Raw genomic sequence first — 15,820 nt, forward strand, 5'->3', positions numbered from 1 at the left:
CGCGTCACGGAGTTTCAAGTGGTTGATAGGGAGGGGTACTAGCAAGTGAAAAGATCGGTGTGCCCGAAGCCCTGCGAGTAATCGAGCACCGAAATGACTTTCGGAATCACGCGAAATATCCGGACTTCGTCAGGAGACGGCATCGGCAACGGCAGCGCCTGCATATCCGGATACTTCAGCGGAAGCATGCGCAAGACCTTCTCTGCTTCGGCACGATCGGTCACGGGTTGTGCGTGCGCCGCCATCGACAAGCCGGTAATCGCCATCAGATCTGACGTGTCGTGATCGATCGTGAGCGATACGCGGTCGTCGCGGGCCAGATTGGCCGCCTTCTGGCTTTCCAGACCACAAAGGAAGTAAAGCGTCAGCCCCTGGCTCACGTAGCCGACGGTGGTCGCCTGTGGCCAGCCGTCCGGCCTCAGCGTGGCGATCGTCATGATCCGATGCTGGTCCAGCAATGACAGGATCTTTTGCTTGATCTGCTCGTCCATGGATCACCTTCCCGTTCGTGAAATCCTATCCTGTACCACCGTGTCATTTGGCGCTTGATGCAAATCAAATGCCGAAGATGAGCGGCTTCGAGACGCACGGCGCGCAAGAGCGAGCGGCCCGCCTGCACGGCCCGCTTCGCGGGACTCGACTCAAGCCGACCGCAATTGACTGAAATCAACAGCGCCGGCATTTGCCTGGCATAGGTTGAGGCACGGGGGATTTGGACTCGCGGTCCAAAGGGGGCATTGCGAATTTTCCGTTGCCCGCTGCAACGTACGGGAATCTGGCATGAACAGGCGAACTTTTTTCGTCGGCGCCGGCGGCGCCTTGTTGCTGGCGGGCGGCACGACGGCGTGGATGTCGTCCGTGGGATCGATGGCCGACTATCAGGCCTATGCAAAGCGCCTGCGTGCCGATCTGACAATGCCGCCGAACCTTGGCGGGCTCATCCGCCATGCGACACTTGCCGCCAACAGCCACAATACGCAGCCTTGGCGGTTTCATGTCGGCGACGGGTTCATCGACATTCTGCCGGATATCTCGCGCCGCACGCCCGCTGTCGACCCGGACGATCATCATCTGTTCGTGAGCCTTGGATGCGCGGCGGAAAACCTCGCCATCTCGGCGGTGGCAACCGGCTGGCCGGGCGAGGTGCAGATGGCGCCCGGCGGGGACGGCGCGCGTTATGCATTCGTACACGGATCGACGAGGGCGAGTTCGCTCCATGCTGCAATTGCCAAACGACAGTCGACGCGCGCGGAATATGACAGGCATCCCGTTCCTGTCGCCGATCTCGCAGTCCTCGAGCAGGCTGCCGCCACGCCCGGCGTTCACTTGACCCTCATCACTGACCGAATGAGGATCGACAAGGTCAGAGATCTGGTTGTCGCGGCCAACGACGTTCAAATGGCGGATTCGGCTTTCATGAACGAACTGGAGCGATGGATCCGATTCAACCCACGCAGCGCCATGTCGTCGGGCGACGGCCTGTTCTCCGCTGCGAGCGGGAATCCCGTGCTGCCGAGCGCACTCGGTCGCTTCGCGTTCGAACGGTTCTTCAACGCCCGAACGGAGCACGACAAATATGCACGCCAAATCGATTCGTCAGCGGGCATCGCCGTGTTTGTCGGCGATCGGGAAGACAACGAGCATTGGATCAGGGTCGGTCGGGCCTGTCAGCGCTTCGCGCTGACGGCGACAAACCTTGGAATCAAGGTCGCCTTCGTCAATCAGCCCGTCGAGGTCGCTCGCTTTCGTCCGCTTCTGGCAGGCATCGTCGGCGATACTGGCCGGCGACGGCCGGATATCGTCATGCGCTTCGGCTATGGACCGACTTTGCCGTTCTCGCCCCGCCGTCGCGTGGAGGCGGTGCTGGTTTGATGCCGCCGGTATTGCCGCGCTGTCGGCGTCGTGGAGCACGATGTGAGGAGGGGACTGTTTGACCTGGACAGTTGCCGTTAGGCGGATGGGACTCCGAACGTAAGGAAAGGGGCGAGTGTGGTCCGCTGCGTCAGGCGACCCTCGGCGACGAACGGTCTTTCAAGTCGCTGCTTCGTCAGACATCTTTCAGTCCAGAGTCTCGCCGCCGCAAGCGGCCGCGGTGGGTTCGGAAAGTCAGCGGATCCGCTATCCGAAAACCCGAGCCCATACCGCCCGAAGGCGTCGCGCGCGATCTTCGAGCAGATATGAGGCCGCGAGCGTCAAGAGACCTGAAATTGCACCCGTCAGAATGTGCTCGACAAAGGGGATGCGGTAGTGACTCGTGTGTGAGTAGGCATCGCCCAACGTTGTCAGGACACCAACGATCAGCGCATTGCCGTATCGATGCGTGTAGAGCTTCGCCGCGGGCGTGAAAGTCAAAAGTACCGCCAGGAGTCCGGTGAACAAACCTGTATGAAATGCAATGGACCAGTGGGCAAGGCTCGTGATATTTCCCCAGCTTCCCGGCATGCAGGTCATGCACGCACTGGTCGGCTGCCAGAAGCGCTGGATAAACAGTCTGACGCGGTGCTTCCACTCGGTTGACATGATGCATTCCCGTCGACGCCATCGTCACGGCCGACGCCACCACACGCATTGTTCAAGCGGTTTCCAAACCCTCCTACGAGCTTGCCGCCCTCGTCACGGATGGGTTGCCAGTGCGTCGCAAAGGCCGAGCAATAACTTGGACATTGGGGGAATACTACTCCACGATTAGACGGCCGCTGTTTCCGCCGAGACCGGAATTCAACTTTCGCGTCTATCGGTGCGGGCCCTCCGTGATGCGCATCGAACGATGTGCTTCCTCGTGACGTCGACGTCCGACATCGACCCGAAACGGTCCTCCGATCCAGCACGTACTCAGCGGTCGCTTACGAGCGTAAGACGGCCAGTCGCGACGGCGCTGACGGCTCGGCGGGCTGAACGGCTATTCAACGAATGGTTAGCTTACGTTTATCGCGACGCCAGACCGAATAGGTAAGAACCGAGAACCCAAGGTTCTCGTTGCATCAGGATCAGTAGGCCGGAGTTGCACGCCTGCCGACGCAGGTCTTCAAAGTTTCCACTGCACCGTGGAGCGGTACTCGGATAATTCGGACAAGAAACATTAAAGTCTTGAGGCCACGCCGCCGCTAGCCGGAGATGATGCAAAATCACTAGGCAATCCCGCTCGAAATGCGTAAATTCATATGTCCAGAGCGACAAGAAAATTACAAAGAGAAAGTCGAAAGAATTCCTGAAAAATAATGTAAGAATGGGGATCCGCCATGGCTAAGAAGACACAAGACGCCGCTACAACCGCCAGACTTGAGGATGACGATCCTCGATCGCTACAGCTCCTCCTGAGCCATATTGGTGCCGGCAGCTCTTATAAGAAATTACAAGCACAAGGCGTCACCAACCTCGTCGAGCTGCGGAAGGTCATCGGTAGCGCCCCTGGAAAAGACGCGCTCCGTAAAGCGCTTAGCGGCAAGACTGCGACCACGAGCGATGCCCTTGCGGGAGAGTTGGTCGGAGCCGATAATGTCGACGAAAGGCTGGGAACCTTGCTGACCGAGATCGAGCCGAATCGAATGGTGAAACTCAAACCACCGGCCCGCACCATCTTGCGTCCGCGTGCGAACGCGGAACTGAAAGCGTATCTCGGCGCCAACGGCTTCGGCGCGGAACTGATGCCCGTCTTCGAGAGTGAGGGGGTAACATCACTGGACTCACTGCGTCGCGCATTGAACAACAAGTCCGACGCTAAAGGAACCTTTCAAAAACTGACGAGGAAACTCGGCAAAACGACAGACCTCGACGCTACCACTACCGTACTTGGCTCGGCCGAGCTCAGCAATCAACTGGCATCGCTATCATTACCCATGCTGGAGGCAGAGCAGGCGAAACCACGTCCGGATTTCCGGCAGTCAGGGCTCGATGCGAATGCGGTCGCACGCTACGAGCATTTGAAGCAAGCTGTGGACGAAGTCAATGCGCTGCGCCAACAAGATGCCGACAAGGCCCATGATCTGTCCGACGACATTTCCGAGAAGACCCAGCAAAGGCTCGCATCGATTCTGACCAAGGTGAATTCGCGGGATCTCCTCAATGTATTCGACGGTCGATCACCTGCGACCGTGGAGGACCTCAATGAAGCGCTCGATGCCGTGACGCACGGGCTAAGTAGAGCCGCGGATGAGGCATTCAGCGCGTTGATTTTCAAAGACTGGAAACCACAGGACGTGGACGCCCTGGCCACGCAGAATTGTCTGAAGCGCGGGTTGCTGATTTCGGCGACTGGCATCTACGAGGTCAGTGGCAGCGATCTGGTGACAGCCGTCTGTGGGCGTGGTACGCCCGCAGCATATGAAGAAGTCGTCAGCGACTACGAGAGCGAACAGAATTACCAACTCGCAGAGAGGACTATTAAGGAATCCTCGCATACCTACTCGACCTCGAACAGTCTTCTTGGCGGATTCTTCACCTCTTCGGGCATCGGTGCAATATGCGGCGCCTTCCAGTACGCAAAATCGAGGATGACCAGCGAATCCAAGGCGCACGCGCAAAAAACCTGGCAGTCCGTGAAGGTGAAAGAGCGCAGCGTCTATGCCCCAAAGATGGTCATCACGCTACCGCGCGAAACGATCGCGCTGTCTGACACGGCCGTGCGCCATCTGATGCAGATTTCCAAGGCGGACCCGCAATTGCACGACGAGTATGCGCGCCTCTTTCTTTCAAACTTTGGCGGTCACGTCTTCCGGTCGGTCACGCTAGGTGGACGATACAGCTATGTGGCCAGAGCAGAGTCAACCAGTAGAGAAACCTATGATGACCTGGAAACAGCGCTGAGCGAAGCGCAACAGAAGGCGGGGTCGCTCGGTGCCGGATTCTTCGGAAAGTTCTTGGCGGGCGGATCGTCGGCGCATGAGAACACGACGTCCTCGGTTTCGGCGACGAGCATGGTCACGAAGGCCGGAAAAAAGCAACAGGATGTCCGCGTGAATATCGTAGGGCGCGGAGGACTGCAGGAGATGCCGTTCGACCAATGGAGGCAGAGCCTGTTGCGTTCGGAATGGTGGAGCGTAATCGACCGCCGGGAGGCGATTGCCGTCTGGGACCTGCTGCGCACGACGGAATCTGTCGAGCTTGATGCCGACAAGCGCGGCATCCTGGCCAAATTGCTCGAGCGCGTCTGGATTCACGATGTCTTCCTTCAGTCGCTGAACGGATCGGACTTGGCATGCTATCGGCGGCTCGCCGAAGGGATACGTGCAGCGACAGAGAAAGGCACGAGAATCGACACGGTGAAGCAATTGGAGGAGGTCCTGAAAACGCACGCATCCGCTCTGGCGAAACCGCAGATGAGACTGAAATACGTGACGGTGACCAGGGATGAGGAAACCAAGGGCGGCGCCGTGGAAATCACGTTACCGCCACCATGGAAGATCCTCTCCGGCGGCGGCGGTGCGCTCCCGAACACAGACCACGTGCTCATCGAAAGCTATCCGATCAAGGAAACCAAGAATGGCAAAGAAATCTGGAAATGGCGCTTGAAGACAAGAGCTGCAGCCTATACGGATCATGATGGCAGGGCAAAGGCCAAGCTGACGATGGGTCTCATTCTGCTCTACGATCCGGACAATGAGTGGGATGTGCGCGTGTTCGATCGTAAAGCAGAGGATAGTCTGGAGCAGCATGAGATGGGCATAGATGCCTTCGGCTTTGTCATCACCGGAGGCGGCGCGCGCATCGACTACTATGAACGTCCAACGATTACTGGTATCGGATTTCCTCACGAAGCTGTCACGCAGGCCCGCTATGCGCCGCTCAGAGTCTGGTGCGTGAAGACAGCCAACGTGCAGTCTCCACATGGAGGCGATGGGACAAATGTGAGAGCGCACATGTTGACGGGCTATGTCATCGCCATCAAGGCGACCAATGGCGCGGCGCTCGAACCTGTGTACACGTCCACGCTGACCGACAAAAGGCACCATCCGACCGCCGATCTGGTACATGAACGCGGTGCAAGCGACTCGCCAATGATTGGCGGCGGCGCATGGGTAACGGGTCAACGCAACTTTATTTCGTGGAGCATGCCCGTGCTGGACGCAGACGGGCGCGGCATCTGGAAGGCCTACAGCGCCGACCGTGCGGATTGGAAAGATGAGCAACAGTTGCAGCTCGTGACCATCGGCCTGAAAAATATCGAAACGAGCATCACTCCGGAGTCGCATACGGGAGCAGGCTACAATTGTTCGTTCAAGGACGCCTATACCGACTGGAAGAACGAACACCTTTGACGCGAACGAGACAGTTCAACTCATTGAATTTGGCATTTTCAGACTGGGGGAGAATCGTGTTAAGAATTCTTTTGATTTTCAGCTTCTTTTTGGCATTTGCAGCGTCTGCCCATGCGAAGATTCAGTTTGCGAACGGGTGGAGCGAGCCAGAAAACAGCGATGTGCGAAAATACGATAAGTCGGGGGCGAAGAATTTCTTGAGGGGGGAGACTGACGACCTTAAAAGAATCATCGACAGTCCGGATGCTTGCGTACTTCAAGTAACCAAGGGCTGTCATCAGAAGAGCGATCCGCACTTCACCGTCAATGGAATGAGCTCATCAAAATGCAAAGTCGATAATCTTTACGCACATACGAAGAGTGTTCATGTGCCATGTAGACCGTAAGCATATCTGACGCTCAAGCCGTCTCGACTACGTACCCAGGCTTTCTTGGGATGTCTGGATAGGTTGGCGATGGGTGGCATGCTCATTGCACCCCGGACTTGGTTGCAAAACTCGGTTCCGAGGCCGTGGGTCCGGTAACAACAAACCGATCGAACCGTTCGTCGTATCGATCAGCGTAGTCGGCCGCTTCCAAACGAAATCTTGTCGTTTGAGCGGCACACGAGGCGTGCGGGTTGAATCCGCAAACGATCGACGACGCCTGTGTGCCACTCTTGGCGTGGCGCCCGGCGATGCCTTAGTATCCGTTCACGATCTCTACGATCGCTTCGATTTCCACAGACATCCCGTTTGGCAGAGAACCCATCCCGACCGCCGATCTGGCGTGTCGGCCGCGATCACCTAGAACCTCGACCAACAGGTCTGAGCAGCCATTGATGACCTTCGGGTGATCATGGAAATCCGGCTCGGCGTTTACCATTCCGAAGATCTTCAAAACTCCCTCCACGTGGTCGAGCGACCCCACCGCCTGCTGAATTGTCGATAAAAGCTGTAGACCCACTTGACGGGCATCGGCGTAGCCACGATCGACACTATAATTTCGACCCAATTTTCCCTTGATCACTGAGCCGGAAGCATCACGTGGCCCCTGACCAGATAAATAAAGAATCTGACCGGATCGACGCCAGCTCACGAAGTTGGCGATCGGGGTGGGAACTGGAGGCAGCACTAAACCTAAACTTTGAATGCGATCGGCGGTAGTCGTGGCGGTCATGGTTTTAGTACCCGGTTTGAACGCGAAAGGTTGATCAGCTTCGCTTGTCATTTTGGCATATCTGCCTGTGTTATATCCACGACGGCCTCAGCGTGAGTGAGGTGCTTCTATTAATGAAGCGTCCATTTTCGGGAACGTGGAGTCGATCGTGAACAAATCATGTGATGCCGTCGAACGGTTGAATCCGCCGCCGTTTTGAGCCATTCGACGCGACCGGCTGGTGATAGAACAGGAGCGGCATCGCCGTAGGACATATTGATCGTGACGGGTGGGCGCATTCATCTACATACCGCCGTCAATCGAAATAAGGCTGCAACACCCCCTCGATCCAGTCCATGAACGCCCGAACGCGCGGCGACAGATTGCGCCGATGCGCGACGACGAGCGACGCCGCGAGAGGCTCAGGACGCAGATCGGGCAGCACCTCGACCAGCGCGCCGCTTTCGATATGATTCGCGAGTGCCGAATACCCGGCCTGGATCAACCCGATGCCCGCAAGCCCGGCTGCGTGATAGGTCTGCACGTTGTTGACCTGCATCGCGCTCGGCAATGCAAGCGTCGCATAGCCGTCGCCGCTCGGATATTCCCACCCGGGGTGCCGCGCGCCGAGTGTCAGCGCGTAGTGGACCATCCGGTGTCCCTGACCGACGAGATCGTCGAGCGTTCGCGGCACGCCATACCGCGCCAGATAGCCGGGACTCGCCGCGTTGATCATGCGCAGGCGGCCCAACGGCCGGGCAATCAGCGTCTCGTCCACGATCGGCCCCAGACGGATCACGCAATCGAATCCTTCCTGGACGAGATCGACGCGCCGATCGGTGCTCGACAGTTCCAGTTCGAGCTCCGGATGCATCGCCATCAGTTGCGGTAGCGCGGGAACCACGACGCTGCGCGCGAGCTCGGTGGGCATGTCGACGCGCAATCGTCCGCGCAGCCGCGTGCCATTGCCGGAAAACATCGACTGAAGTTCCTGTACGTCGGCCAGCAGGTCCCGCGCGCGCGCATAAAAGGCGCGTCCGTCCTCGGTCAGCTGCACGCTGCGCGTCGTCCGATGCAGGAGCGCGACGCCCACGTCGCGCTCGAGCGCGCGGACCACCATCGACACCCGTCCTTTCTGGATGCCCAGGCTTTCGGCCGCGCGCGTGAAGCTCGTCATTTCGGCGACACGGGCGAAGATCAACAGCGCGTCGAGGTTTTGCATTGTTCTTCCAGGGAGTAACAGAACGTTCAATCGGCCGTCATTTATAACTCAATTTGAACTCAGTAAAGTGCCTTCCGATGTCGTCCCCCGACGACCACCTGAACGAAAGGGCACAACCATGACACAGCACATCTCTCCGGTTAAAACGATCGTCGTCTATCACTCCGGCTACGGGCACACCGAACGCATGGCGACGGCTGTCGCGGAGGGGGCCGGCGGCGTTCTCGTCGCAATCGACGCCGATGGCAACATCGCGCAGGACGCGTGGGACGCGCTTGCCGGCGCGGATGTCATCCTGTTCGGCTCGCCGACCTACATGGGCGGTCCCAGCTGGCAGTTCAAGAAGTTCGCCGATGCATCGTCGAAGGCCTGGTTCGAAGGCGCATGGCGCAACAAGATCTTCGGCGGCTTCACCAACAGCGCAAGCATCAACGGCGACAAGCTCAATACGCTCGAATACTTCGTTCTGCTTGCGGGGCAGCACGGCGGCATCTGGGTGAGCATGGACATCAAGCCGGCGAACCTGAAGGCGTCGATGCGTGACGACCTGAATCGCATGGGCTCCTATATCGCACCGATGGCGCAGACGCCGGCCGATGCGTCGCCCGATGAAATGTCGCCGGGGGATCTCGAGACGGCACGCCGCTACGGCGCACGGGTCGCAACGATCGCCGGACAATTCCGGGCAGGACACGCTCGCATCGGCTGAAACCTGGCGTGCGGGGCGCCCCGGAGCGGACGCCGCCGCACTTTTTCCCGCCGACTTCGAAGGAAACGGCCATGAAATACAAGCAACTGGGCCGCACCGGCCTGTACGTCTCCGAGCTGTGTCTCGGCACGATGACGCTGGGCGGCAATGCCGATGCCGGCATGTGGGCCTCGATCGGCGCGGTCGGCCAGGACGACGCGACCCGACTGATCTCGCGCGCACTGGACGAGGGAATCAACTTCATCGATACCGCCGACATCTACTCCTTCGGTCAGTCCGAACGCCTCGTCGGACAGGCGCTTCGGGACCTCGGCGTCGCACGCAGCGAGATCGTGCTGGCGACGAAGACCGCGGGCGTGATGGGCACGAAACCCAACGATCAGGGCGCGTCGCGCGGCCACATCATGGATTCCGTGCAGCGAAGCCTGGAACGGCTGCAGGTCGACCACATCGACCTTTACCAGATCCACGCGAACGATCCCGTGACACCGATCGAAGAGACGCTGCGGGCGCTCGACGATCTGACGCGTCAGGGGCTGGTTCGTCATGTCGGCGTCTCGAACTGGCGCGCCGGAAAGATCGGCAAGGCACTCGGGCTCAGCGAAGCGCTCCATGCGACGCGCTTCGAGACCCTTCAGGCCTACTATTCGATCGCCGGACGCGACGTGGAGCGCGAACTGGTGCCGCTCGCGATCGACGAGCAGATGGCGCTCCTCGTCTGGTCGCCGCTCGCCGGCGGGCTGCTGTCGGGAAAGTTCGGCCCCGGCGCGCCGACCGAAGCGGGTTCGCGGCGCAGCCATTTCGATTTTCCGCCGGTCGATCTCGAGCGCGCCTGGCCGTGCGTTGCAGCGATGCGCGCGATCGCGGACGCGCGACGCGTGTCGGTCGCCCGGATCGCGCTCGCGTGGCTGCTCGCCAAGCCGCATGTCACGAGCGTCATCATCGGCGCCAAACGCGTCGAACAGCTCGAAGACAATCTCGGTGCTGCCGATATCGTGCTGACCGGGGACGAGCTTGCGCAGCTCGATGCCGTGAGCGCATTGCCTCCCGACTATCCCGGCTGGATGATCGATCGTCAGGCGGCGGGCAGGGTGCCGCGGCCTTTCACGCGTGCGGTGTCGAAATAGGGCGGCCGACGGCGATCCTTGTCGTGCTCGACGGGATCGCCCGACGCTGAACACCGCCCCGCACCGGGTATCCGCACGGCGATCGTCGCCGCAACCGCTAGAATTGCGGTTTTAGCCCGGAACACGTCCATGTCTTTTGCCTCGCTAGGCCTGATCGATCCCTTGCTGCGTAATCTGCAGGGCCTCAATTACCAGACACCCACGCCGGTGCAGGCCAAGGCGATTCCCGCTGTGCTCAGCGGCAAGGACGTCATGGCCGCGGCGCAGACCGGCACCGGCAAGACGGCGGGTTTCGCGCTGCCGCTGCTGCAGCGGCTGGTGCAGCACGGGCCGGCTGTGTCGAGCAACCGCGCGCGCGTTCTGGTGCTGGTGCCCACGCGCGAACTGGCCGAACAGGTGCTGCAGAGTTTCGTCGAGTACGGCAAGGGCCTCGACTTGCGGTTTCTGGCCGCCTATGGCGGCGTGAGCATCAACCCGCAGATGATGAAGTTGCGCAAGGGCGTGGATGTGCTCGTCGCCACGCCGGGCCGTCTGCTGGACCTCAATCGCCAGAACGCCGTGCAGTTCGATCAAGTCCAGACGCTGGTGCTGGATGAAGCCGACCGCATGCTGGATCTGGGCTTCGCGCGCGAACTCAACGCCGTCTTTGCCGCATTGCCGGTGCAGCGCCAGACGCTGCTGTTTTCCGCGACGTTTACCGACGACATCCGCGCGATGGCGGCGAGCATTCTGCGCAGTCCGGTCAATATCAGCGTCAGCCCGCCCAACGTCACCGCCAGCAAGATCAAGCAGTGGGTGGTGCCGGTGGACAAGCGGAACAAGCCCGACCTCTTCATGCACCTGGTGGCCGAGAACAACTGGGACCACGCGCTGGTGTTCGTCAAGACCCGCAATGGCGTGGATTACCTCGCGGCCATGCTGAACGATGCGGGTTATGCGGTCGACACGATCCACGGCGACAAGCCGCAGCCTGCGCGCCTGCGTGCGCTCGAGCGCTTCAAGACGGGCGAAGTGCAGATGCTTGTCGCAACCGACGTGGCCGCGCGCGGGCTGGATATCGACGACCTGCCGCTGGTGATCAACGTCGATCTGCCCATCGTCGCGCAAGACTACGTGCACCGTATCGGCCGTACCGGCCGCGCGGGCGCCAGCGGTGTGGCGGTGTCGCTCGTGTGTGCCGACGAAGCACCGCAACTGGCCGCGATCGAGGCGCTGATCCGGCAAACGCTGCGCCGTGAGGAAGAGCCGGGTTTCGAAGCCGAACACCGCGTGCCGGAAACCAGCGCGACCGGGCAGATCATCAAGAAACCCAAAAAGCCGAAGAAGCCCAAGGTGCCGCAAGCGGGGGCGGGCGCCATGCCGGCGGCCGGCAAAAAGCCGCGACCGCAAGGCGGGGAAGGCAAGCGCAAGCCCACGGGGCAGCGCGCCGCGCCCGCGGGTAAGGGGGCAAGCCTGTCGAGCGGTAGCCCGTTCAGCGTGCAAAAGCCGCGCGGCAAACCGGCTGGCAAGACGTCGGCGGGTTCGCGGAAGCCGGCTGGCAAGCCCGCGGGTGGGCGCGGGACGCGCTGATGCCGATCGGGGCGGCGCGGACTGCCGCCGTGTAGTCGAACATCGGTTGATCGCGCGCACCCCAACCTGAATATCGGAACATGGCGGGCTTGCGTCCCCGGCGCGGACTGGACGCGTTTCTTCGACGTCAACGTCCTGAGCGGCGTACGCCTTGCCCGCCTGTTCCTGCCGGCGATGAAGCAGGCCGACCGGGGGCGCATCATTTTCAACTAGCTCCGTGGCCGGACTGGCTCCGGCACAGTCCGGATTGTGCTCGTTCAGTGTTCCGATGCGATCGGTCGATTGCCGGGCAAAGCCAGTCGCTCGCACGCCGGCGCGCCGGATCGTACGTGATCCGAAGCATCCGTCACCCGAGGAACGAACGAGAAACGCGGTCAGTGAAAGAATAGTTCCCGCATCCCGAAGGTGTGATGCGCTTCGGCGGCCATCAGCACCATGAGCACCAGCAGGCACAGCGGCGGTATCAGGATCGCGTACACCAGCGCCAGCCGCTCCCACATCATGTGCATGAAGATCGATACGATCAGCCCGGCCTTGGCGATCATCAGCACGACGATCAGCACCCAGCGCATCAGGCCCTGCACGTGGAAATAATCCACCAGATACGACAACGTGCTCAGGACGAACAGCAGGCCCCAGATCTTCAGGTAGATGCCGATCGGATGCTGCTGGCCGTGCGCGGCGTCGGGGCGATCGGCGGGATCGGAGTGGTCCATGGACTGCCTCACCACAAATAGAACAGCGCGAAGATGAACACCCACACCAGGTCGACGAAGTGCCAGTACAGGCCGGCGATCTCGACGATCTGGAAGTTGCCGTGCTCGGTGAACCCCGGCTGCAGGATCTTGCGTGCGATCAGCAGCAGGTAGATCACGCCGCAGGTCACGTGAAAGCCGTGGAACCCGGTGATCATGAAGAAGCACGCGCCGAACTGCGTGGCGCCGAGCGGGTTGCCCCACGGGCGAATACCTTCGTGGACGATCAGCTTGGTCCATTCGAAGGCCTGCATCGACACGAAGGTCACGCCGAGCAGCGCGGTCGCCAGCAACAGCGCGGCGGCGCGCCGTGCATTGCGCCGGTAGCCGAAATTGACGGCCATCGCCATGGTGCCGCTGCTGGTGATCAGCGTGAAGGTCATGATGGCGATCAGCAGCAACGGCACGTCGACGCCCGCCACCGTGAGCCCGAACACCTTCGACGTGTCGGGCCAGGGCGCCGTGGTCGACATGCGCACCGTCATGTAGCCGATCAGGAAGCTGCTGAAGACGAAGGTGTCCGACAGCAGGAAGATCCACATCATCGCCTTGCCCCACGGCACCTTGAAGGCTTCGCGGTCGGCCGACCAGTCCGTGACGATGCCGCGCCAGCCGTCAGGCCCGGCGTCGGCGGGCGGGGTGGCGGCGGATTCCGGCGGGAGCGTGGGCGAGGTCATGGCGCGGCTCCATACAGCGGCCCGCAGATGGCGGCGACAACCGCGGGGGTGAGCCACCACATCGCGGCCAGCAGCACGAGCCAGACCGCCAGCAGGAAATGCCAGTAGAGGGCGCACAGCGAAATGGCGCGTTGAGCCCGGAACGGGTCCACATGCCGGCGTTGCACGATCGTCACGGCCCAGGCCGCCAGCCCGCCGAGCACGTGCAATCCGTGCAGGCCGGTGAGCAGGTAGAGGAAGCTGTTGGAAGGATTCGCGATGACGGTCTGCCCGGCCGCCGACAGCATGCGCCACGCGGTCAGTTGCCCGATCACGAACACGGCGGCCAGCACGCCGCCGCACACCAGCCACGCCACGCGGTGCACGGTCAGCTGCCGGGCCCGCTGCATGGCGACGCTGGCCAGCGCGAGCGCGCCGGTGTTCCACCACAGCAGCGCCGGATGCGGGATCGGCTGCCAGTCGGGCTCGCGCATGCGCATGCCGTACGCGAGCAGAAGCAGTGAAAACAAGGCCGTTGCCACGGCCATGAACACGATCAGGCCGACGCGGCTCGCATTCGGCAAGACGGGCGGCGGCGTGTCGGGAACGAAGGTGCGCGGCAGCGTGGTCATTTGCGTACCTCGCCGGGTTGAAGCGTCGAGCGGGCCGGTTCCGGTTCCGGTGCCGTCGCGGGCGGCTGGTTTTGCGGGACGAAGTCTTCCGCTTGTCCCGGCGGGCTGTATTCGTACGCCCAACGGTAGACGACGGGCAGTGCGGCCCCCCAGTTGCCGTGCGCCGGCGGCGTTTGCGGCGTCTGCCATTCCAGCGTGGTGGCCCGCCAGGGATTGCCGTCGGCACGCTTGCCGCGCACGAGGCTCCACGCCAGGTTGTACAGGAACAGCAGCTGCGCCACCGCCACGATCAGCGCGACGACGGTGATGAACGCGTTGAGCGTCTGCGCCGAGTGCGGAATGAAGCTGTAGCCCTCGTACGCGTAATACCGCCGCGGCATGCCGAGGATGCCGAGATAGTGCATCGGGAAGTAGATCGCGTAGGTGCCGACGAAGGTGGCCCAGAAGTGCGCGCGCCCGAGCGTGTCGTCAAGCATGCGGCCCGTCACCTTCGGATACCAGTGGTAGATGCCGCCGAACACCACCAGGATCGGCGACACGGCCATCACCATATGGAAGTGCGCCACCACGAAGTACGTGTTCGACAGCGGAATGTCCACGCTCACGTTGCCGAGATAGAGCCCGGTCAGCCCGCCCAGCACGAAGGTGCTGATGAAGCCGATGGCGAACAGCATCGGCACGGTCAGGTGGATATCGCCACGCCACAGCGTCAGCACCCAGTTGTAGACCTTGAGGGCGGTCGGGATGGCGATGATGAGCGTGGTGGTCGCGAAGAAGAAGCCGAAGTACGGATCCATGCCGGCGATGAACATGTGGTGCGCCCAGACCACGAAGCTCAGTGCGCCGATGATGACGATTGCCCACACCATCATCCGGTAGCCGAAGATGCTCTTGCGCGCGTGCGTGCTGATGAGATCCGACGCGATGCCGAAGGCCGGCAGCGCGACGATGTAGACCTCCGGATGCCCGAAGAACCAGAACAGGTGCTGGAACAGCAGCGGGCTGCCGCCGGCATGCTTGAGCGATTGCCCCATCGACACCACGGCCGGTATGAAGAAGCTGGTGCCGAGTGTCCGGTCGAGCAGCATCATCACCGCCGACACGAACAGCGCGGGAAACGCGAGCAGCGCCATGATCGTCGCGGTGAAGATGCCCCACACCGTGAGCGGCATGCGCATGAGCGTCATGCCGCGGGTGCGCGCCTGCAGCGTGGTGGTTACGTAATTCAGGCCGCCCATGGTTGCCGCGACGATGAAGATCGCGAGCGACACGAGCATCAGCACGATGCCCCATTCGACGCCCGGCGTGCCGGGCAGGATGGCCTGGGGCGGATACAGCGTCCAGCCCGCGCCGGTCGGCCCGCCCGGCACGAAGAAGCTCGCCACCAGCACCAGCACGGCCAGCAGGTAGACCCAGTAGCTCAGCATGTTGAGAAACGGGAACACCATGTCGCGCGCGCCCAGCATCAGCGGGATCAGATAGTTGCCGAAGCCGCCCAGGAACAGCGCGGTCAGCAGGTAGATCACCATGATCATCCCGTGCATGGTGACGAACTGGTAATAGTGGTTGGCGTCGATGAAGCTGAACTTGCCGGGAAAGCCGAGCTGCAATCGCATCAGGTCCGACAGGACGAGGCCGACCAGGCCGATGGCGATGGCCGTCAGCGAATACTGCACGGCGATGACCTTGTGGTCCTGGCTCCAGACATAGCGGGTCCAGAAGCTTTTCGGGACGTGATCGGTGTGCGCGTAGGGCATTG

General features: G+C 61.5%; 13 protein-coding genes and 1 pseudogene. 6 read left to right on the plus strand and 8 right to left on the minus strand.

Annotated elements, in window-relative coordinates; genetic code table 11:
- Positions 1 to 38 precede the first annotated feature (38 nt).
- A complete protein-coding gene (locus WS46_RS10370) occupies positions 39 to 491 on the minus strand; it encodes a pyridoxamine 5'-phosphate oxidase family protein (RefSeq protein ID WP_059690447.1) in 453 nt (150 codons plus the stop codon).
- 289 nt (positions 492 to 780) lie between these two features.
- Here WS46_RS10370 and WS46_RS10375 point away from each other — a divergent pair, with 289 nt between their 5' ends.
- Positions 781 to 1,872 (plus strand): nitroreductase family protein, encoded by a 1,092-nt coding sequence (locus WS46_RS10375; RefSeq protein ID WP_059690448.1) that lies wholly within the window; start codon positions 781 to 783, stop codon positions 1,870 to 1,872.
- A gap of 246 nt (positions 1,873 to 2,118) precedes the next feature.
- Here WS46_RS10375 and WS46_RS10380 read toward each other — a convergent pair whose 3' ends face one another.
- Positions 2,119 to 2,520: a hypothetical protein gene (locus WS46_RS10380; protein WP_059690449.1), complete on the minus strand. Its 402-nt coding sequence runs from the start codon at positions 2,518 to 2,520 to the stop codon at positions 2,119 to 2,121.
- Positions 2,521 to 3,239: 719 nt separating this feature from the next.
- On the opposite strand from WS46_RS10380, the gene WS46_RS10385 reads away from it, so the two are divergent.
- On the plus strand, positions 3,240 to 6,254 hold the full coding sequence (locus WS46_RS10385) for an MAC/perforin domain-containing protein (RefSeq protein ID WP_059690450.1): 3,015 nt from the start codon (positions 3,240 to 3,242) through the stop codon (positions 6,252 to 6,254).
- Positions 6,255 to 6,935: 681 nt separating this feature from the next.
- Here the strand turns inward: WS46_RS10385 and WS46_RS10390 are convergent.
- Positions 6,936 to 7,463 (minus strand): RidA family protein, encoded by a 528-nt coding sequence (locus WS46_RS10390; protein ID WP_257129952.1) that lies wholly within the window; start codon positions 7,461 to 7,463, stop codon positions 6,936 to 6,938.
- 244 nt (positions 7,464 to 7,707) lie between these two features.
- Positions 7,708 to 8,613 carry a LysR family transcriptional regulator gene (locus tag WS46_RS10395; protein WP_059690452.1) on the minus strand — a complete coding sequence of 302 codons (906 nt, stop codon included), beginning with the start codon at positions 8,611 to 8,613 and terminating at the stop codon, positions 7,708 to 7,710.
- Between the two features lie 118 nt (positions 8,614 to 8,731).
- Here WS46_RS10395 and WS46_RS10400 point away from each other — a divergent pair, with 118 nt between their 5' ends.
- The 4 genes and pseudogenes from WS46_RS10400 to WS46_RS35225 form a co-directional block, all read left to right on the plus strand.
- Complete coding sequence (locus WS46_RS10400; RefSeq protein ID WP_059690453.1) at positions 8,732 to 9,322, plus strand: flavodoxin family protein; 591 nt, start codon at positions 8,732 to 8,734, stop codon at positions 9,320 to 9,322.
- Between the two features lie 71 nt (positions 9,323 to 9,393).
- Positions 9,394 to 10,449, plus strand: a complete 1,056-nt coding sequence (locus WS46_RS10405; protein ID WP_059690454.1) for an aldo/keto reductase — start codon at positions 9,394 to 9,396, stop codon at positions 10,447 to 10,449.
- A 129-nt stretch (positions 10,450 to 10,578) separates the two neighbouring features.
- Complete coding sequence (locus WS46_RS10410; RefSeq protein WP_059690455.1) at positions 10,579 to 12,018, plus strand: DEAD/DEAH box helicase; 1,440 nt, start codon at positions 10,579 to 10,581, stop codon at positions 12,016 to 12,018.
- 93 nt (positions 12,019 to 12,111) lie between these two features.
- Positions 12,112 to 12,225, plus strand: a pseudogene (locus WS46_RS35225) (oxidoreductase); the annotation flags it as partial.
- Positions 12,226 to 12,392: 167 nt separating this feature from the next.
- Here WS46_RS35225 and WS46_RS10415 read toward each other — a convergent pair.
- From WS46_RS10415 to ctaD, 4 genes are read right to left on the minus strand one after another with little or no spacing between them, the layout of a single operon-like run.
- Positions 12,393 to 12,734, minus strand: coding sequence for a cytochrome C oxidase subunit IV family protein (locus tag WS46_RS10415; RefSeq protein WP_059690456.1), 342 nt, complete (start codon positions 12,732 to 12,734; stop codon positions 12,393 to 12,395).
- 8 nt (positions 12,735 to 12,742) lie between these two features.
- On the minus strand, positions 12,743 to 13,450 hold the full coding sequence (locus WS46_RS10420) for a heme-copper oxidase subunit III family protein (RefSeq protein WP_059690457.1): 708 nt from the start codon (positions 13,448 to 13,450) through the stop codon (positions 12,743 to 12,745).
- Positions 13,447 to 14,061 carry a cytochrome c oxidase subunit 3 gene (locus WS46_RS10425; protein ID WP_059690458.1) on the minus strand — a complete coding sequence of 205 codons (615 nt, stop codon included), beginning with the start codon at positions 14,059 to 14,061 and terminating at the stop codon, positions 13,447 to 13,449. Before WS46_RS10425 ends, WS46_RS10420 begins: the two co-directional genes overlap by 4 nt.
- On the minus strand, positions 14,058 to 15,818 hold the full coding sequence (ctaD, locus tag WS46_RS10430) for a cytochrome c oxidase subunit I (RefSeq protein ID WP_059690459.1): 1,761 nt from the start codon (positions 15,816 to 15,818) through the stop codon (positions 14,058 to 14,060). The genes WS46_RS10425 and ctaD overlap by 4 nt, the downstream gene beginning before the upstream one ends.
- Positions 15,819 to 15,820: the final 2 nt, after the last annotated feature.

It is taken from the genome of Burkholderia sp. RF4-BP95 (genome assembly GCF_001521985.1).
Classification (GTDB): domain Bacteria; phylum Pseudomonadota; class Gammaproteobacteria; order Burkholderiales; family Burkholderiaceae; genus Burkholderia; species Burkholderia diffusa.

Coding starts and splice junctions, on each gene's coding strand:
- WS46_RS10385 (WP_059690450.1), top strand. CDS start 3,240: ATGGCTAAGAAGACACAAGACGCCGCTACAACCGCCAGACTTGAGGAT.
- WS46_RS10420 (WP_059690457.1), bottom strand. CDS start 13,450: ATGACCTCGCCCACGCTCCCGCCGGAATCCGCCGCCACCCCGCCCGCC.
- WS46_RS10410 (WP_059690455.1), top strand. CDS start 10,579: ATGTCTTTTGCCTCGCTAGGCCTGATCGATCCCTTGCTGCGTAATCTG.
- WS46_RS10375 (WP_059690448.1), top strand. CDS start 781: ATGAACAGGCGAACTTTTTTCGTCGGCGCCGGCGGCGCCTTGTTGCTG.
- ctaD (WP_059690459.1), bottom strand. CDS start 15,818: ATGCCCTACGCGCACACCGATCACGTCCCGAAAAGCTTCTGGACCCGC.
- WS46_RS10380 (WP_059690449.1), bottom strand. CDS start 2,520: ATGTCAACCGAGTGGAAGCACCGCGTCAGACTGTTTATCCAGCGCTTC.
- WS46_RS10395 (WP_059690452.1), bottom strand. CDS start 8,613: ATGCAAAACCTCGACGCGCTGTTGATCTTCGCCCGTGTCGCCGAAATG.
- WS46_RS10425 (WP_059690458.1), bottom strand. CDS start 14,061: ATGACCACGCTGCCGCGCACCTTCGTTCCCGACACGCCGCCGCCCGTC.
- WS46_RS10415 (WP_059690456.1), bottom strand. CDS start 12,734: ATGGACCACTCCGATCCCGCCGATCGCCCCGACGCCGCGCACGGCCAG.
- WS46_RS10400 (WP_059690453.1), top strand. CDS start 8,732: ATGACACAGCACATCTCTCCGGTTAAAACGATCGTCGTCTATCACTCC.
- WS46_RS10405 (WP_059690454.1), top strand. CDS start 9,394: ATGAAATACAAGCAACTGGGCCGCACCGGCCTGTACGTCTCCGAGCTG.
- WS46_RS10370 (WP_059690447.1), bottom strand. CDS start 491: ATGGACGAGCAGATCAAGCAAAAGATCCTGTCATTGCTGGACCAGCAT.
- WS46_RS10390 (WP_257129952.1), bottom strand. CDS start 7,463: ATGACAAGCGAAGCTGATCAACCTTTCGCGTTCAAACCGGGTACTAAA.